Source organism: Nocardioides hwasunensis (genome assembly GCF_014779665.1).
Taxonomy (GTDB): domain Bacteria; phylum Actinomycetota; class Actinomycetes; order Propionibacteriales; family Nocardioidaceae; genus Nocardioides; species Nocardioides hwasunensis.
The window spans coordinates 526,409-545,418 of sequence record NZ_JACXYY010000004.1; the positions used below are offsets into that span (position 1 = coordinate 526,409).

12 protein-coding genes are annotated in these 19,010 nt (G+C 71.6%); 11 read left to right on the plus strand and 1 reads right to left on the minus strand.

What is annotated here, in order from left to right:
- The first annotated feature begins 81 nt into the window (after positions 1–81).
- The 11 genes from IEZ25_RS12430 (at position 82) to IEZ25_RS12480 (ending at position 17,970) form a co-directional block, all read left to right on the plus strand.
- A complete protein-coding gene (locus IEZ25_RS12430) occupies positions 82–630 on the plus strand; it encodes an SDR family oxidoreductase (protein WP_318152198.1) in 549 nt (182 codons plus the stop codon).
- Positions 528–1,871 (plus strand): ABC transporter substrate-binding protein, encoded by a 1,344-nt coding sequence (locus IEZ25_RS12435; protein WP_191199727.1) that lies wholly within the window; start codon positions 528–530, stop codon positions 1,869–1,871. The genes IEZ25_RS12430 and IEZ25_RS12435 overlap by 103 nt, the downstream gene beginning before the upstream one ends.
- The gene (locus IEZ25_RS12440; protein ID WP_191199728.1) at positions 1,868–2,791 is read left to right on the plus strand and encodes a carbohydrate ABC transporter permease; all 924 of its coding nucleotides are present in this window, start codon (positions 1,868–1,870) and stop codon (positions 2,789–2,791) included. The genes IEZ25_RS12435 and IEZ25_RS12440 overlap by 4 nt, the downstream gene beginning before the upstream one ends.
- A gap of 3 nt (positions 2,792–2,794) precedes the next feature.
- Complete coding sequence (locus IEZ25_RS12445; RefSeq protein WP_191199729.1) at positions 2,795–3,601, plus strand: carbohydrate ABC transporter permease; 807 nt, start codon at positions 2,795–2,797, stop codon at positions 3,599–3,601.
- Positions 3,602–3,780: 179 nt separating this feature from the next.
- The gene (locus IEZ25_RS12450; RefSeq protein ID WP_191199730.1) at positions 3,781–4,335 is read left to right on the plus strand and encodes a hypothetical protein; all 555 of its coding nucleotides are present in this window, start codon (positions 3,781–3,783) and stop codon (positions 4,333–4,335) included.
- Complete coding sequence (locus tag IEZ25_RS12455; RefSeq protein WP_191199731.1) at positions 4,332–14,606, plus strand: non-ribosomal peptide synthetase; 10,275 nt, start codon at positions 4,332–4,334, stop codon at positions 14,604–14,606. The genes IEZ25_RS12450 and IEZ25_RS12455 overlap by 4 nt, the downstream gene beginning before the upstream one ends.
- A gap of 79 nt (positions 14,607–14,685) precedes the next feature.
- A complete protein-coding gene (locus IEZ25_RS12460; RefSeq protein WP_191199732.1) occupies positions 14,686–14,889 on the plus strand; it encodes an MbtH family protein in 204 nt (67 codons plus the stop codon).
- Complete coding sequence (locus IEZ25_RS12465) at positions 14,882–15,871, plus strand: ATP-binding cassette domain-containing protein (RefSeq protein WP_318152199.1); 990 nt, start codon at positions 14,882–14,884, stop codon at positions 15,869–15,871. Before IEZ25_RS12460 ends, IEZ25_RS12465 begins: the two co-directional genes overlap by 8 nt.
- On the plus strand, positions 15,868–16,722 hold the full coding sequence (locus IEZ25_RS12470; protein WP_191199734.1) for an ABC transporter permease: 855 nt from the start codon (positions 15,868–15,870) through the stop codon (positions 16,720–16,722). Before IEZ25_RS12465 ends, IEZ25_RS12470 begins: the two co-directional genes overlap by 4 nt.
- Positions 16,719–17,231 carry a 4'-phosphopantetheinyl transferase family protein gene (locus IEZ25_RS12475; RefSeq protein WP_191199735.1) on the plus strand — a complete coding sequence of 171 codons (513 nt, stop codon included), beginning with the start codon at positions 16,719–16,721 and terminating at the stop codon, positions 17,229–17,231. Before IEZ25_RS12470 ends, IEZ25_RS12475 begins: the two co-directional genes overlap by 4 nt.
- Positions 17,232–17,367: 136 nt before the next feature.
- The gene (locus IEZ25_RS12480) at positions 17,368–17,970 is read left to right on the plus strand and encodes a sigma-70 family RNA polymerase sigma factor (protein WP_191199736.1); all 603 of its coding nucleotides are present in this window, start codon (positions 17,368–17,370) and stop codon (positions 17,968–17,970) included.
- A 29-nt stretch (positions 17,971–17,999) separates the two neighbouring features.
- On the opposite strand, the gene IEZ25_RS12485 is transcribed toward IEZ25_RS12480, so the two are convergent.
- Complete coding sequence (locus IEZ25_RS12485; RefSeq protein ID WP_191199737.1) at positions 18,000–18,668, minus strand: PAS and ANTAR domain-containing protein; 669 nt, start codon at positions 18,666–18,668, stop codon at positions 18,000–18,002.
- Between the last annotated feature and the right edge of the window lie 342 nt (positions 18,669–19,010).

Genomic DNA, 19,010 nt, shown 5'->3' on the forward strand with positions numbered 1-19,010 from the left:
CGACAGGCCCGGCCGCGTTCCCGTCACCGTGGTGACGGGCGGAGGTCGCGGCATCAGCGCGGCCGAGTCTGCGCGCGAGCGGTGGAGCGGATGTCGACCGCCCGCGGTGGCCGGGGCGGCGCGATCGTGAACGTCTCGTCGCGTGCCGCCCAGCTCGGGCCGCCCGGGGAGTACGTCGACTACGCGAGCAGCAAGGCCGCGCTCGAGACCCTCACCCGAGGCCTCGCGCTCGAGGAGGCCGGGCACGGCGTCCGGGTCACCGGCGTACGCCCCGGGATCGTCGACACCCGGATGCACGCCTCCGGAGGTGACCCGGAGCGGACCGCTCGACTGGGTCCCGGCCTGCCGCTGGGGCGGTCGGGCGACCCCCGCGAGGTGGCGGACGCCGTCTGCTGGCTGCTGTCGTCGCAGGCGTCCTACGTCACCGGGACGTTCGTCGACGTGTCCGGCGGACGGTGGCGACGGACAACCTTTGTCTCACCCCTCGGGGGCATGCCGTGGGGCGCAGGTGCTGATTCACTCGCACGGTGCCCCCCACTCCTCGGATCGGACGCCGCACGGTCGTGCGAGGTGGCCTCGCTGCCGGCGCCGCGATGGGCGCCGTCTCGCTCTCCGGCTGCGCCGGGCTGACCCGTCGGGTGTCGAGCACCAGCAGCGGGAGCACCGACCGGGTCACGATGCAGGTCTACGGCACCGACGTCGAGACGAAGGTCTACGCACGTCTCGCCGAGCAGTTCTCCTCCGAGCGCGGCGTGACGGTCGACCTGACGGTGGTGCCCTTCGCCGACTTCGCCACCGGCGTCGATGCCGGGCTGCTGTCCGGGACCGCACCCGACGTGTTCCGCGTCGACTACCCGACGATGGGCCTGTACGCGTCCACCGACCAGCTCCTCGACGTGACGGACCCCCTCGAGGAGCTCGCCGGCGACGTCCGGCCGTCCCTCCTGCGTGCGGTGACCTACGGCAAGCGTCTCTACGGCGTGCCCCAGCACGTCGACACCTCTGCGCTGGTCTACCGGCCCGACGTGCTGCGCGACGCCGGCGTGGGCGCCGTGCCCGACCGCCCGGAGGACGCCTGGTCGTGGGAGGAGTTCGGCGACGTCGCCTCCAAGGTGCGTGACGCCAGCCCGGAGGACGGGTCGGCCTTCGCGGTCAACTGGCAGGCGGCCGGCGCCTTCCGCTGGCTGACGTGGCTGTTCATGGCCGGCGGCCACCTCTACGACGAGAAGCTGGAGAAGGCCGTGCTCGACGACGATGCCGGGGTGCGGGCGCTGGAGTTCACCCGCTCCTTCTTCGACAACGAGTGGGTGCCGCGCTCCACCTCGACCAAGAGCCCGACCTATCCCGACGCGCAGTTCACCGCGGGCCGCCTGGGCATGCTCTTCGCGGGGAACTTCCTCGTCCCGGCCTTCGCCGACACGATCGGCGACCGCTTCGAGTACGCCGTGACGTACCAGCCCCGCGACGAGCGGCGTGCCAGCGAGCTCGGCGGCAACGCGATCGTGGCCACCCGCGACTCCGGGAACCCCGAGCTCGCCGCCGAGCTGCTGGTCTACCTCGGCTCCTCCGACGCGATGAAGCAGTTCTGCGAGGCCTCCGTCCTGCTCCCCACCCGGGAGTCGCTGGCCGCGCAGGACCTGGACTTCGCCGTCGGCGGCGACCTGATGGGCGTGTACGCCGACCAGGTGTCGACGATCGAGGACCGCGACGTCGCCGACGTGACGACGCCGACCTTCGCCGAGGTCAACGTCGACCTGGCCAACGAGCTCGAGTCGTGCTTCCTCGGCGACAGCTCGCCGCAGGACACGCTGGGTGCGATCGCCGACAAGGTCGACGCGGCGGCGCTGCTCAACGACGGAGCCGCGCCGTGACCGCGCCGACCGTGGCCCCCGCCGAGGTCTCGCCCCAGGGCGCTGCGATGACCGGCTCCCCCGGACAGGCGCGCGCTGCCTGGGGGATGCTCGCCCCCAACCTCCTCCTCATCGGCGTCTTCCTCGCCGGGCCGCTCGCGTGGGCGTTCGCCATGGCCTTCCAGGACAAGCGGTCCTTCGGCAAGGGCACCTGGAGCGGGCTGGACAACCTCAGCCGACTGTTCGGCGACGACGTCTTCTGGCGGGCCCTGCTCAACACCGCGATCTTCACCGCCGCGACCGTTCCGGTGGGCGTGCTGCTCGGCCTCGGGCTGGCCCTGCTGATGAACAAGGCGCTGCCCGGTCGCGGTGTCTTCCGCACGATCGTCTACCTCCCGATCGTGGTCAGCTCGCTGGTGACGTCCCTGGTCGGGCTGCTGCTGTTCGACGAGTCGGTCGGGATCATCAACGGCATCCTGCGCGACCTCGGCCTGGCCGACGTCTCCTGGCAGTCCGACGGCGCGCTGGCGATGACCTCCGTCGTCGTCATGACGCTGTGGTCGCGCATCGGGTTCTCGATGGTCATCTACATCGCGGCGCTGCAGGACGTCGACCCGCAGGTGATCGAGGCCGCCGAGGTCGACGGCGCCCGCGCGTGGCAGGTGACCCGTCGCGTCGTCGTACCACTGCTGCGTCCGACGACGTTCTTCCTGGTCCTGGTGAACCTCATCTGGTCGTTCCAGGTCTTCGACGTGGTCTACGTGATGACCAACGGCGGCCCGGGCTACTCCACGACGATGCTCGTCACCTACGCCTACGACGAGGGGTTCGGGCCGGCCCGCAACTTCGGCTACGGCGCGACGGTCGGCGTCGTGCTGTTCGTGATCATCGGCGCGCTGACCCTGCTCCAGCTGCGCCGCAACGCCCGAGCGGAGGCCTGAGCCATGTCCCGTCCGGTCCGGTACGCGATCTGCATCCTCGTCGCGCTGATCTTCGTCCTCCCCCTCCTCGCCATGGTGGTCATCGCCTTCACGCCGCGCGAGTCGATCCTCGACGACGGGGCGAGCCTGTGGTCGGGTGACTGGACGCTGGCCAACTTCAGCGGACTCTTCGGCCAGTTCCCCGTGTGGCGCTGGTTCGGCAACGCGCTGCTCGTCGCGAGCCTCACCACCGCGCTGTCGGTGGTCGTCAACCTGCTCGGCGGCTACGCGCTGGCCAAGCTGCGCTTCCGCGGCCGCAGCACCGTGCTCCTCGTCGTGCTCGGCACCCTCGTCGTGCCGGTGCAGGTCGTGATGATCCCCCAGTTCGAGCTGGTCGCCCGGCTGGGGTTGGTGGGGTTCTTCTGGGCCGTCATCCTGCCGTCGGCCTCGACCGCGCTCGGACTGTTCCTCGCGCGCCAGTTCTTCATCGACTTCCCCGACGAGATCGTCGAGGCCGCACGGGTCGACGGGTGCACCACCTTGCAGGCCTTCCGCCGCGTCGTCGTCCCGAACGCCCGCCCCCTCGTCGCCGTGATGACGCTGCTCGCCTTCATGGCCCAGTGGAACGACTTCCTCTGGCCGCTCATCACGCTGCGCGACCCCGACCTCTACACGCTGCCGGTCGCGCTACGGCTCCTGCAGACCGCCTACGACAACGACTACGGCGGCATCATGGCGATGGCGCTGCTCTCGAGCCTGCCGCTCGTGCTGATGTTCGTCGTGCTCCAGCGCTACTTCGTCGCCGGGATCTCGCGCTCCGGGATCCGCTAGCCAGAGGCTGCCGTCGGGTGTTCTCTGCTGGTCCACACCCGTCGTGACGCACACTTCCTTCGTCCCTCTTTCGTCGCCACGCGCCGCTTGGATGGGTGAAAACGGCACGAATCCGGGGTGAGATGGTCGACAGCCCGATTCGCGTGAATCCGGGCTGACCGGCTGGTTGTCTCGACGCCATGTCACTCACACGACCTGTCCTGATCACCTCCCTGGCAAGCACGGCCCTCGTCGTCGCCAGTGCCGGCGTCGCGCAGGCCGCCGACCAGCAGTCGCAGCTCGTCGGTCTCCAGCAGCAGGACGCGTCCGGGAGCCAGCAGGTCGGCGTCCTGTCGACCTCGCAGTCCGCCGATCGACAGCAGTCCCAGCTGGTGGGCGCCCAGCAGAGCTCCTCCGCAGGTCAGCAGCAGGCCGGGATCGTGTCGCAGCAGTCCGACGGCAGTGGCCGTACGCAGTCGCAGCTGCTCGGTGCCCAGCAGCAGGACTCCGCCGGTGGCCAGCAGCAGACCGGTGTGCTGCAGCAGCAGGTCGGCGGAGTCGACCAGCAGCAGACGGGTGTCGGCCAGGAGCAGAGCGGCACGGGCGGCCAGCAGCAGGCCGGTGTCGCCCAGCAGCAGAGTGGCGGACAGAGCCAGCAGCAGGTGGGTGTGCTGCACCAGCAGTCCGAGGCCGTCCAGGTGCCGTGGAGCACCACCCTGGACATCGCCGGGCTGAACGTCCGGATCGGCCGTTGAGCGCCCCCGGCGATCCCGGCGCAGTCCGGCTCGAGCTCACCGCCGCGCAGCGCGGCCTCTGGTACGCCCAGCAGCTCGACCCCGACAACGTCGTCCTCAACATCGCGCACTACCTCGACGTGCCCGGCCCCATCGACCCGGTCGCCTACCGCCGTGCCTGGGACATGACCGTCGACGAGATCGACGCTCTGCACGCCACGTTCGGCGAGGACGCCGAAGGCCCGTTCCAGCTCGTCGCCGACAGCGTCGAGTGGGAGCTGCAGGAGATCGACCTTACCGGCGACGACGACCCGGAGGGCGCCGCGCGGGAGTGGATGGACGCCGACCTGCGCTCGCCTGTCGATCTCGCCACGCCGCCACTGATGACCGTCGCGCTGCTGCGCGTGGCAGAGGACCGCACCTTCTGCTACCAGCGCATCCACCACCTCGTCCTCGACGGGTACGGCGCCACGCTCGGGATGCTGCGCGTCAACGTCGTCTACAACGCGCTCCTCAACGGCGTCGAGCCGGACGAGCCGTTCACCGGTCCGTTGGCCGAGCTCGTCGCCGACGACCGTGACTACCGCGCCTCGGACCGCGCCGAAGACAGCGAGTTCTGGTCTGCGCTGCTCAGCGACCTCCCCTCCCCCACGCTCCTGGCCGATCCGCCGCGAGGACTCCCGGACCGGCTCACCCGCCGCACGCGCGACGTGCCCTCTGAGGTCACCGAGGCCCTCTCCGCGGCCGCGAAGGCCATGAAGGTCTCCCGATCCTCGCTGCTCATCGCGGCGTTCGCGGCGTACCTCCACCGCTTCACCGGCGAGCGGGACGTCGTGCTCGGGCTGCCGGTCACGGGCCGCCGGAGCAAGGTCTCGAAGGCCGTACCGGGAATGGTGTCCAACATCGTTCCGCTGCGCCTCGACATCCGTCCGGACACCCCGATCACCGAGCTCGCCGCCCAGGTCTCGAAGCGGGTCCGGGCCCTGCTCAAGCACCAGCGCTACCGCCCCGAGGACATCCGCGCCGACCTCGGCCTCGGCCGCGACGCCCGGCTGGTCGGCCCGACCATCAACATCCTCCCGATCGAGGGCACCCTCGACTTCGGCGGCCACGCCGGCACGCTGCACAACCTGTCGGTCGGACCGGTCGACGACATGTCAGTCGTCGTCTCCCGCGCCCCCGACGGCCAGGGCCTGCGGATAGACGTCGACGTCAACCCCGATCTGTACGACACGACCGAGCTCGAGAACCACCTCGAGCGGTTCCTGGTCACCCTGGAGGCGGTCGCCCGCGACCACGACTCCACCGTCGGCGCGATCCGGGTCGCCTCGGACGTCGACCGCGACATCATCGACAGTGCCACCCACGGCACCTCGGTCGACGTCCTCCACCGCACGGTGCTCGACTTCTTCGAGTCCCAGGTCCGGCGTACCCCCGACGCCACGGCGCTGGTCGCCACCGACTCCACCGCGACCTTCAACGAGCTCGACCGCCGCGCGAACCGCCTGGCCCGGGAGCTGATGGCGCACGGCGCCGGGCCCGGTGCCGCGGTCGCGGTCGCGCTTCCTCGGCGCTCGCAGTTCGCGATCAGTCTCGCCGCGGCCCACAAGTCGGGCGCCGTCGTGATGCCGGTCGACCCGGACTACCCGGCCGAGCGCATCGCCCAGATGCTCGCCGCCGTCGATCCCCGCGTGGTCGTCACCGACCTCTCCGTGGCCGACCAGCTGCCCGAGATCCCCGAGGGCGCCACCCTTCTGGTCCTCGACGACCCCGACGTCGTCGCCGACGTCCTCGGCCGATCCAACGCACCCGTGACCGACGAGGATCGCGGCGCACACATCAGCGCCGACGACCCGGCGTACGTGGTCTACACGTCAGGCTCCACCGGTCGCCCCAAGGGCATCGTGGTCCAGCACCGGTCGTTGGTGAACCTGTTCGCCTCCCACAGCTCCGAGATGTTCGCCCCCGCCCGCGCCGCCGTCGGCGGTCGTCCGCTCCGGGTCGCGCACGTCACCCCTGTGTCCTTCGACGCCGGCTGGGACCCGATCCTCTGGCTGATCGGCGGCCACGAGCTGCACCTGGTCGACGAGCGGACGATGGCCGACCCCGAGGCGCTGGTGGACTTCCTGGTGACCCACGAGATCGACTTCGTGGAGACCACCCCCACCTACATGGAGCAGCTGGTGGCCTCCGGGCTCCTGGGGAGCGCCGGCGACTCGATCCGCGTGGTCGCCCTCGGCGGCGAGGCCGTCGGGCACGAGCTGTGGGACGTCCTGGCCTCCCGCGAGGACCTGCTCGCCTACAACCTGTTCGGTCCGGCCGAGTCCACCGTCGACGTGGTCACCACCCGCATCGAGCCGCACGACTCCCCGGTCATCGGGCGACCCGTCGCCAACACGCGCGCCTACGTCCTCGACCCGGGCCTGCAGATGAAGCCGGTCGGGGCAGCAGGAGAGCTCTACCTCGCCGGCGCCGGTCTCGCTCGCTCCTACCTCGACCAGCCCGGCCTGACGGCGGAGCGCTTCGTCGCCGACCCCTTCGGAGGACCCGGCGACCGCATGTACCGCACGGGCGACGTCGCCCGCTGGCGCGCCGACGGCGTGCTGGAGTTCGTCGAGCGTGTCGACGACCAGGTCAAGGTCCGCGGCTTCCGCGTCGAGCTCGGCGAGATCGAGGCCCGGCTCGGAGAGCGGGACGACGTCAGCGCCGCTGCGGTGATCGTCCGCGAGAGCGACGGCGTGCAGCAGCTCGTCGCCTACGTTGCCGGTGACCCCGAGACGCTGACCCCGGCAGACCTGCGGGAGACCGTCGCCGCCGCCGTGCCGGCGTACATGGTGCCGGCGCTCTACGTCGTGCTGCCCGAGATGCCGCTGACCTCCAACGGCAAGCTCGACCGTAACGCGCTGCCGTCCCCCACCGGCGAGGAGACCACGGCCGGCGCGGGCCGCGAGCCCCAGACCCCTCAGGAACAGCTGCTGGCCGGGCTCTTCGCGGAGACCCTCGGACTTCCGCGCGTCGGCGTCGACGACGACTTCTTCGACCTCGGCGGACACTCGCTCCTCGCGACCCGTCTGGTCAGCCGCATCCGCAGCGCTGCCGGCGCTGAGCTCCCGATCCGGGCGCTCTTCGACCACCCGACCGTTGCCGGACTCGCCGGAGAGCTGGCCGGAGCGGCCGAGAGCCGCGCCGACCTGCGCCCGATGGCACGTCCCGACGGGCTGCCGCTGTCCTTCGCCCAGCGCCGCCTGTGGTTCCTCAACCGGATGGAGCCCGCGAGCGCGGCGTACAACATCCCGGCCGTGCTGCGGCTGACCGGCGAGATCGACACCGACGCGCTGGAGCGCGCCGTCCACGACGTCGTCGCGCGCCACGAGACCCTGCGGACCACCTTCCCCGAGGTCGACGGCGAGCCGCGCCAGGTGATCGCCGTCGCGGACGAGGTCGACCTCACCATGACGATCGACGATCTCACCGACGCCCCCGCCGAGGGACCCGGCTCGCTGGCAGACGTGCTGCGACGCGAGACCGGTCGCGGGTTCGAGCTCACAAGCGAGCTGCCCCTCCGGGTCCGCCTGCTGCGGGTCGGCGAGAACGAGCACGTGCTCTCGATGGTGGTCCACCACATCGCCGGGGACGGCTGGTCCCTCGGCCCCCTGGCCACCGACCTCGCCGTCGCCTACGGCACCCAGGTCACCGACGGCATCCCCCCGGACTGGTCACCGCTCCCGGTCCAGTACGCCGACTACACGCTGTGGCAGCGCGAGCTGCTCGGCGACGAGGACGACCCGGACAGCGAGATCAGGCGTCAGCTCGACCACTGGACGGGACGGCTGTCCGGGCTCCCCACCGAGATCGACCTACCCCGCGACCGGGCCCGGCCGCGAGAGCGCGTCGAGGGGGACGCCGCCGAACCGGCCGCGGACGCCCGTGTCGAGATCGAGCTCGACCCCGACCTCCGCGACGCACTCGTGGACGTCGCACGCGCCCACGACGTCAGCCTGTTCATGGTCGTCGAGGCTGCGCTGGCCGCCCTGCTCGGACGCCTCGGTGCCGGCGACGACGTCGCGATCGGTGTGCCGGTCGCCGGTCGCACCGACGAGGCCCTCGACTCCCTGGTCGGCTTCTTCGTCAACACCCTCGTGCTGCGCAACGACCTGTCCGGGGACCCGAGCTTCGACGAGCTCGTCGAGCGTGTGAAGAGCACCGCCCTGGATGCCTACGCCCACCAGGACGTCCCCTTCGAGCGGGTGGTCGAGGAGATCGCCCCCGAGCGCTCCCTGACCCGGCACCCGCTGTTCCAGGTCATGCTCGCCTTCCAGAACAACGCGGCAGCCGAGCTCGCGCTGCCGGGGCTCGACGTCACGGTCGACGCCGCGGCCGGTCCTGCGGGCGCGAAGTTCGACCTATCGGTCGACCTCGGCGAGGTCGAGCGTGCGGACGGACGCACCACCATCGCCGGGGCGGTCGACTACGACCCCGCGCTCTTCGACGCGGTCACGGTGCGTGACCTGGTGGCCCGCCTCCAGCGTCTTCTGGCTGCCGTCGTGACCGACCCGGGTGCCCGCATCGGCGACGCCGCGCTGCTCGACGATGCCGAGCGACGGGACGTCCTCGAGGCCACCGACCGTCGCGAGCTCGCTCGCCGCGGCACCGTGGTGGAGGCGTTCGGCGCCACCGTCGCCGCGCGAACCGACGACGTCGCACTGCGCGCCGGGGAGGAGCGGCTGACGTTTGCCGAGCTCGATGACCGCTCGGCCCGACTGGCCGCGTTGCTCCTCGACGGCGGGTACACCGGTCAGCGGATCGGCGTCGCCCTGCCCCGCGGCGCCGACCTGGTCGTGGCACTGCTCGCCGTGCTGCGCGCAGGCGCGGTCTACCTCCCCATCGACCTCGAGTACCCGCGCACCCGCATCGATCACATCGTCACTGATGCGGCACCGTCGACGATCCTCACCGACCGCGCCTCGACCGACCGCCTGCCCGACGGCACCCCGACCCTGCTGCTCGACGACGACGCCACCCGGCGACTGCTGGACGGAGCCACCGACCTGTCGCTGCCGGTCCCGGCTCCCGAGGATCCCGCCTACCTGACCTACACCTCCGGCTCCACCGGGCGCCCCAAGGGCGTGCTGGTCGATCACGGCGCGCTGGGCAACCTCCACGCCCACCAGCGCCAACAGCTGCACGAGCCGACGGCCGCACGACTCGACCGTCGGGTCCGGATGGCCCACACCACCGCGGTGTCCTTCGATGCCGCCTGGGACCCCATCCTGTGGCTCGTCTCCGGCCACGAGCTTCACCTGGTCGACGACGACACGCGCCGCGACCCCGAGGCACTGGTCGCGCTGGTGCGTGAGGCCGGCATCGACGCGCTGGAGACCACCCCGTCCTACGTGCAGGCCTTGCTCGCCGAGGGTCTCGGCGACACCGGCCTGAGCCTGGTGCTGCTGGGCGGCGAAGCCGTAGGTGGCTCGCTGTGGAGCGAGCTGCGAGCCCACCCCACGATCCGGTCCGTCAACCTCTACGGGCCCACCGAGGCCTGCGTCGACACCGTCGTCGCCGATCTGGCCGACCACGAGACCCCCGTGCTCGGTCTGCCCGTCGACGGCGTCGCGGCCCAGGTGCTCGACGCCGCACTGCGGCCCGTCCCAGCCGGCGTCCCCGGCGAGCTCTACCTCTCCGGTGTCGCCCTCGCTCGCGGGTACGCCGGCCGGCCGGGGCAGACCGCGGAGCGCTTCGTCGCCGACCCCTACGGGGCTCCGGGCACCCGGATGTACCGCACCGGCGACCTGGCCCGGCGCACCCGCGACGGGGTCCTGGAGTTCATCGGCCGGGTCGACGACCAGGTGAAGGTCCGCGGGTTCCGCGTCGAGCTCGGCGAGATCGAGTCCGTGCTGGCCGAGCAGACCGACGTCGCCGCAGCCGCGGTGGCCGTGCACACCGACGCCTCCGGTGCCGGCCGCCTCGCGGCCTGGCTGGTTCCGACCCCCGGCGCCGACGTCGATCTGGACGCCGTACGGGACGGCGCGGCGCTGGCGCTGCCCGACTACATGGTTCCTGTCGCGTGGGCGACGCTCGAGGCGCTGCCGCTCACCCCGAACGGCAAGCTCGACCGCGACGCGCTGCCCAGCGCCGACGTCGCTGCCTCCGCCACCGGCCGGGAGGCGAGGACCGACGCGGAGCGCATCCTCGCACGCATCTACGGAGAGGTGCTGGGCCTCGACGGGCCGGCTCCGGTCGACGCCGGCTTCTTCGACCTCGGCGGTCACTCGCTGCTCGCCACCCGTCTCGTCAGCCGAATCCGCTCCGAGCTCGACATCGAGCTCGGAGTCCGCGCGCTGTTCGAGTCCCCCAGCGTCGAGCAGCTCGCCACGCGCCTGCCGGAGGCCGGGAGCGCCCGACGCGCGCTGACCGCGGCCGAACGGCCCGCACTTATGCCGCTGTCGTGGGCGCAGCATCGGCTGTGGTTCCTCAACCGGCTCGAGGACAGCAGTGCGGCGTACCACATCCCGCTCGCCGTGCGGCTCCGCGGCGACCTCGACGACGAGGCCCTCGAGGCTGCCCTCCGGGACGTCGTCTCCCGGCACGAGGTCCTGCGGACCACGCTCCCCGAGACCGACGGGGAGCCCCACCAGCAGGTGCACGACGACGTCGACCTCGTCCTCGAACGGCTCACCGTCACCGAGGCCGACCTCGCCGACGCCCTGCGACGCCGGGCCGAGAAGCCGTTCGACCTCGCCCTCGACCGGCCCCTGCGCGCCTCCCTGCTGACGCTCTCCAGCGAGGATCACGTGCTGCTCCTGGTCGTCCACCACGTCGCAGCAGATGGCTGGTCGCTGGGCCCATTGGGTCGCGACCTCGCCGAGGCCTACGACGCCCGACGCGGGGGCAGCGTTTCGCAGCGCGAACCGCTGGCGATCCAGTACGCCGACCACGCCCTGTGGCAGCGCGAGGTCCTGGGCGAGGCCGACGACGAGACCAGCGAGCTGGCCACCCAGCTCGGCTGGTGGTCCGAGCAGCTCGCGGGCCTGCCCGCCGAGCTCGGCCTGCCCACCGACCGTCCCCGCCCCGTAGCGGGCAGCAACGAGGGCGGTGAGGTCCGGTTCGCACTGGACGCCGACCTGCACCAACGCCTGGTCGACTTCGCGCGCCATCACGACGCCAGCCCGTTCATGCTGCTGCACGCGACGCTGGCGGCGCTGCTGACCCGGCAGGGCGGCGGGCAGGACGTGCCGCTCGGCACCCCGGTCGCCGGACGTGACGACGAGGCGCTCGACGAGCTCGTCGGCTTCTTCGTCAACACCCTCGTCCTGCGCACCGACACTGCGGGCGACCCGACGCTGCCCGAGCTGCTGGACCGGGTCCGGCGTACCGATCTCGACGCGTTCGCCCACGCCGACCTGCCGTTCGAGCGGCTCGTCGAGGCGCTGGCACCGGAGCGGTCGCTCTCGCGCCACCCGCTCTTCCAGGTCATGCTCACCGCCGACGCCACGACCTCGGGAGACCTGGGCCTCACCGGCCTGGACTCCGAGGTCCTTCCCGTCGTCGCGGGCTCCGCGAAGTTCGACCTGTCGTTCTCCGTCGCCGAGCACCACCACGACGGCGCACCGTCGGGGATCGGCGCCGTGCTCGAGTACGCCGTCGACCTGTATGACGAGCAGTCGGCCCGCGCCCTCGCTGACCGGTGGGTCCGGCTGCTCGACCGCTGGCTTGCCGCTCCGTCGACGCCGCTGACCGCCGTGCCGCTGCTGACCGACGCCGAGCGGGCCGCCGTGCTTCCCGACACAGGGGAGGTCGTCGAGGCCGCGAAGGACTCTGCGCGTTCGACGGAGACGACCGTGCTCGACACCTGGGCGCGAACGGTCGAGACACACCCCGACGAGGTGGCTCTCGTCGCCGCCGGAGAGGACGGCACCGAGACGCTGACCTACGCCGAGGTCGCCGAGCTGGCCGACCGGCTCGCCGGGCTGCTGGCCCGCCGAGGCATCGGGCGCGGTGACGTCGTCGGCCTGGCGGTGCCCCGGTCGGTGGGCAGCATCATCGGCCTGCTCGGCATCTTGCGCTCGGGGGCGACGTACCTCCCGATCGACCCGGCGCAGCCCGCCGGCCGCGTCGAGGCCATCACCCGGGCCGCCTCGCCGGCAGTGGTGCTGGACGCCGACGACCTCGACTCACTGCTGACGGGCACCGACGCGGTGCCCGAGCTGCCCCAGACGACCGTCCTCCCGTCCGGACCGCGCCCCGGCGATGCGGCCTACGTGTTGTTCACCTCCGGCTCGACCGGGGAGCCGAAGGGCGTCGTCGTCGAGCACCGCTCGCTGGCCGCGCTGCTGGCGCACCACCGCGAGGCACTCTTCGGGCCCGCCGCGGAAGCAGCAGGCCGACGACTCCGGGTCGCGCACACGACGGCGGTCACGTTCGACGCCTCGTGGGACCCGGTGCTGTGGCTGCTCGCCGGCCACGAGCTGCACCTCGTGGGCGACGACACCCGGGTCGACCCGGAAGCCTTGGTCGCGCTCGTGACGGAGCGCGGGATCGACGTGCTGGAGACCACCCCGTCCTACGTCGCCGAGCTGCTGCGCCTGGGCCTGCCCGACCTCGCGGTCACCGCGCTGGGCGGGGAGGCCGTCGGGGACGACCTGTGGCGCGACCTCACGGCACGCCCCGGGCGCGCGGTCAACCTCTACGGCCCCACCGAGTCGACCGTCGACGCCGTCGTGGCCGACCTGTCCGCGACCGAGCACCCCGTCATCGGCTCCCCGGTGGCCGGCACCCGCGCCCTGGTGCTCGACGACCGCCTGGCACCCGTCGCACCCGGCGTGCACGGCGAGCTCTACCTCGCCGGCGACGGGCTGGCGCGGAGCTATCTCGACCAGGCTGGCCAGACGGCCGAGAGGTTCGTCGCCGACCCCTACGGTCCGCCCGGATCCCGGATGTACCGGACCGGCGACCGGGCCCGCTGGACCGCCGACGGCGCTCTCGACTTCGTCGGGCGGGTCGACGAGCAGGTCAAGGTGCGCGGTTTCCGCGTCGAGCCCGGCGAGATCGACGCGGTCCTCGCCGCCGTCGACGGCGTCGCCCGGGCGGCCACCGTCGCCGTCACCGACGGCTCCGGCGCCGCGGCGCTGGCGTCGTACCTGGTGCCGGAGGCCGACATCGATCTCGACGTGGACGTCGTGCGCACCGCGGCTGCGGCACGTCTGCCCGACTACATGCTGCCCACCGCGATGGCGGTGCTCGACGAGCTCCCGCTCACCGCCCACGGCAAGCTCGACCGTCGCGCTCTGCCAGAGCCGGAGACGGTCGGCGCCGGTGGCGGGACCCCGCCCAGGACGCCGCGCGAGCGCGTGCTCGCGGCGCTCTTCGCCGAGGTCCTCGGCACCGATGAGGTCGGCATCGACGACAGCTTCTTCGCCCTCGGGGGACACTCGCTGCTCGCCACCAGGCTGGTCTCGCGGATCCGCAGTGCGACCGGCGAGGAGCTGGCGGTGCGCGCGCTGTTCGAGACGCCCACTGTCGCCGGGCTGGCGGCACGGCTCGACGGCGAGACCCCCGAAGACTCGGGACTCGACCGACTGCTGACGCTGCGCGCCAACGGTGAGCAGACCCCTCTGGTCGCCATCCACCCGATCTCGGGGCTGGCCTGGCCGTACGCCGGACTGGTGCCGTACGTCGCCGACCGGCCCCTGCTCGGGCTGCAGGCTCCCGGCCTCACCGCCGACGAGCCGGTGCCGGACGACGTCGAGGAGCTGGTGGACGGCTACGTCGCGGCACTGCGCCGCGTCCGCCCCCACGGCCCGTACGCGCTGCTGGGCTGGTCGCTCGGAGGTGTCCTCGCGCACCGGGTGGCGGCGCGGCTGTTGGACGAGGGCGAGGAGGTGGAGCACCTGGTGCTGCTGGACTCCTACCCCCACGCAGTGCCGGTCCCGGTGGATCCCCGTGACACCGCCGCTGCCGCCCAGGCCTACCGGGAGGTGCAGGGTGACTCCGCCGACGCACTGCTCGACGTGTTGGATGCCGATGCCACGGCGCGGCTGGCTCGTGGTGTCGCCGCGGTCGGCGACGCCCTGAGGTCGGCCGGGGAGCCGCCACGCATCGACGTACCGACCACCATCGTGGTCGCCGCACCCGGGCCGGACGGGCCAGCACTGGCTGAGCAGTGGACGCCTTATCTCGGGTCCCGCCCCACCGAGCATCCCGTGGCTCACGCGCACTTCGACCTGTTCGACGCCGAGGCGCTGGCCGATGTCGGTCCTGTGATCGATGCCACCCTGCGAGGAGCACACCGATGACGTCTCGGTTCCGAACCACGAGTGAGGCACGGGGAACCCGTCGCCGCATCCCCGCACACCCCACCCGAGGAGAAGCGAGATGACCAACCCGTTCGAGGACACCGAGGCCCGCTACCGCGTGCTCGTCAACGACAAGGGGCAGCACTCGCTGTGGCCCGAGTTCGTCGACGTGCCGCAGGGCTGGAGCGCCACGCTCGAGGATGCGACCCGGGGTGACGCGATGGCGTGGATCGAGGACAACTGGACCGACCCCACCACGCTGGGGGTCGCGGTCGGTGGCTGAGCCGCTGACCGCCACTGTCCGACCAGCGCTGCGAGCCACCGGCCTGAGGAAGCGCTTCGGGGACCAGCAGGTCCTCGACGGCGTCGACCTCGAGGTCGCTCCGGGGTCCGTCCACGCCCTGCTCGGGCCCAACGGGGCGGGGAAGACCACGACCGTACGGATCGTCTGCGGGCTGCTGCGCGCCGACGAGGGGCACGCGGAGATCGCCGGCCACGACGTCGTCGCACACAGCCGTGCCGCCCGTGGCGCGCTCGGCCTCTCTGGCCAGTACGCCGCCGTCGACGAGCACTTGACGGGTTTCGAGAACCTGCACCTGCTCGGCCGTCTCTACGGCATGTCCCGCCGTCGGGCGGCCGACCGTGCCGACGAGCTCCTGGAGCGCTTCCGGCTTGCCGACGTGGCCGGGCGTCGATCCGGGCTGTACTCCGGAGGCATGCGGCGCCGCCTCGACCTGGCCGGCGCCCTGGTGGCCCGACCCCAGGTCGTCGTGCTCGACGAGCCGACCACCGGACTCGATCCCCGCAGCCGTCTCGACATGTGGGGCGTCATCGAGGATCTCCTGGTCGACGGGGTCGCGGTGCTGCTCACCACGCAGTACCTCGAGGAGGCGGATCGTCTCGCCGACCTCATCACCGTGATCGACCGCGGTGCCGTCATCGCGCGCGGCAGCGCCGAGGAGCTCAAGGAGCAGGTTCAGGGCGCGACCCTGGCGCTGCGGGTCCGCCACGACTCCGGGCTCGACGCAGCCGCCCGTGCCCTCGCGTCGGTGGGCACCGGCACACCGACTGCCGACCGCCGCACCGGACGCGTCACCGTCGCGACCGACCGCGGTCCCGAGGTGATGGCCGACGTGCTCGCCCACCTCTCCCGCGACGAGGTCGAGCTCCTCGATCTCGGCCTGCACCGCAGCTCGCTCGACGACGTGTTCCTGGCGCTGACCGGACACGACGCCGGGACACCGAAGGAAGGAGGCACCGCATGAGCGCCACCCCCGCCGAGACCCGCTCCGGCGTGAAGTCCGAGGCGACGTTCCTCGCCGCCGGCGCCGAGACGCTCCGCAACGGCTACGTGCTCACCGGCCGCAACATGCGCCACGTGGCACGCATCCCCGGCCGCATCACCACCGGCCTGGTGCAGCCGATCATGTTCGTGGTGCTGTTCGCGTTCGTGTTCGGCGGCAGCCTCGGTGGCGAGGACTACCGACGGTTCCTGATGGCGGGCATCTTCGCCCAGAGCATGGTCTTCAATGCCTCCTTCACCACGGTCGGCCTGGCCAACGACCTGCAGAAGGGCATCGTCGAGCGCTTCCGGTCCCTGCCCATGTCGCCGCTGGCGGTGATCCTGGGACGCACCACCTCGGACATGGTCGTCGGCGTCGCCACCCTCGTGGTGACCGCGCTGTGCGGCCTGCTCGTCGGCTGGCGCGTCGAGGGCTCGTTCGCCGACATGGTGCTTGCATTCGGGGTGCTGGTGCTGTTCGGGTTCGCCATGTCCTGGGTCGGCGCGACCGTCGGGGTCTTCGCCCGCACGGTCGAGGTCGCTCAGAGTGCCGGCCTGATCTGGCTCTTCCCGTTCTCGCTGATCTCCACCGCGTTCGTGTCGGCCGAGAACATGCCGACGCCGCTGCGCGAGTTCGCCGCCTGGAACCCCGTCTCCGCCGTCGCCACCTCGGTGCGCGACCTGCTCGGCAACCCGACCCCGGCCAACCTGCCCCAGCCGGACACGTGGTCGCTGCAGCACCCCACCCTGTACGCCGTGCTGTCGTCGCTGGTGGTGCTGGCGGTGTTCATGCCCCTGGTGCTGATGCGCTACCGGAGGCTGACGCGCGGATGATCGCGGCTCACGCCGCCCCCGGGGTCGCCGTCCGGCTCGCGCCCGCGGGCACCCCGCCGTACGACCTGCTCCGCGAGCTGGGCGCCGGCCGGATCACGCGGCGGCCAGGCCGGCCACCTCAGGCGGAGCACGGCCACGTCAGCGTCTCCCGCACCGACGGCCTCGTCGCCGTCGCCATCGGCGACCGGCCGGTGGGAGTGGACGTCGAGCGGGTGCGCCCACTGCCTGACCTGGACCAGCTCGTCCGCGACCACCTCGGTGCTGCCGACGCCGCGAACGTCCGTGGCGCGGAGGACCCCACCCGTGCCTTCCACGTCGTGTGGACCCGTCTGGAGGCGATGCTCAAGGCCGAGGGTGTCGGCATCGCGGACGGCCTCGACCCCTCGGCCGTGGTCCGTGCACGTTGGCGGGTCACCTCGCTGGACGCCGGGCCTGACCACTGCGCCGCGCTGGCGAGTCCTGGGACGACCATGCCTGGAGCGTTCGCGGCCTCACGTGCTGAGTGCTGACCAGGACACGAAAGCCCGCAGGGGTGACCTGAAGGTCCATTACGCGGGTGCGTGGGGCCCAGGAGCGCTAGCCTTGCGAGATCAAGTCTCAAGCAATGGGCCTTGACCGCGAGTCATGACTCGACGGAGCAATGCCATGCCCCCTGCCGCACGACGAACCCCCTCCCCACAACGCACCGAGGACCCTGTCGCCCGACGGCTCCGCCAGGCAGCAACCGGAGACCAGGAAGCGTTCGCCGAGCTGTACGACCTCATGTCCAGCCGGGTGTTCGGGTTGATCCTGCGCGTGGTGCGCGACCACCATCACGCCGAAGAGGTCACCCAGGACGTGTTCATCGAGATCTGGCGCACGTCAGCCAGATTCGACCCTCATCGCGGGTCGGCCCAGACCTGGATGCTGACAATGGCCCACCACCGGGCCGTGGACCGGGTCCGGTCCCTCAGCTCTCTCCAGCGCCAGGACACGACGTGGCACCGTGGTCATGGACGGGCGACGTCCCACGACTCGACGTCCGAGCTGGCCGCAGCGCATCTCGACGCGCTGATGGTGCGCCAGGCACTGGCTCTGCTACCCGCGCCGCAGCGGCAGGCGCTGGAGCTGGCCTACCTGGACGGACACACGTACGCCACCGTGTCGGAGCTGATGCAGACTCCTGTGGGCACGACCAAGACGCGGATCAGGACCGGGCTGCAAAGCCTCAGGAGTCAGCTGCAGAACCCGGACATCATCAGCACGTGAGCCAGCAGCAGCAGCCGAGGGGCTTGTCGTCAGACGGACGTGCGTTGCCTCGTGCTGGCGTCCCCACCTGCGCGAGACGCTCGGACGAGTCGCTCCAGGGTCTCGGACACCATGTCGCCGTTGACGGCGCTCTGGTCGGCGGACGCGACCAGTGTCTGAGCAATGTCGGCGACCTTGCGGTTGGCGAGCTGCGAGCACACCCGCAGCCGCTCGAACGCCTCGTCGGCGGTGCAGCCTTCGACCAGCATGATCATGCCCTTGGCTTGCTCGATGACCGGGGCGGTCATCGCTTTCTTGATCAGGGCCTGCTCCACGTCGGCCTGCGTCTCATCACGACGGACCTGCGTCAGGTCGATGTAGTACCCCTGGATCTCGACTGCCCGACCGTGCGGCTCGAGGAGCGCCTTGCCGACGCTGACCACGGAGAGGACCTTCCGGTTCCGGTCCACGATGCGGTGGTAGCAGCTGTAGGTCCCGCCGTCGCGGATCACCGCCGCGAACACACCGGCAGCTCGATCACGGTCGTCGGGGTGCTTGTGGTGCATCAGCGCGCTGGTCGTGGCTGGGATCTCGCGTGGCGTGTAGCCGTGGAGCTCGTAGAGGTGGTCCGACCACTCCCACCGGTCATCGGCAACGTCGTAGCGGAACGGCGCGACGATGCCGGGCGATCGATCGCCTGAAAAAGAATGGATGTCCACGAGCAGTCCGCGTCTTTCTCGTCGTGATCGGCGGCTCGTGTCGAGCGATGAGCGCCGAGCAGAGAATATCCGGAAACACTGGACCGGTCTGCACCACTCGCTCGACGCACGCCCTCGTCTCGCGGAAGGTGCCCGACCCCGACACGCCGGGATCCGGCGTCAGGAAAGAAGCAACTTGCAGGTCACAGGACCTGCGGGTTCTTCGACGTGCTGGTGGAGCTGAGGGTGTGTTCCTTCAGGACATACCGGACTGATCTCTCAAGACATCCCGGACTGAACTGGGCGGGTGTGCATACACCTGCCCCGATGCTGCCGAGGTGTCGAAAGCCCGCCTGGTCATCA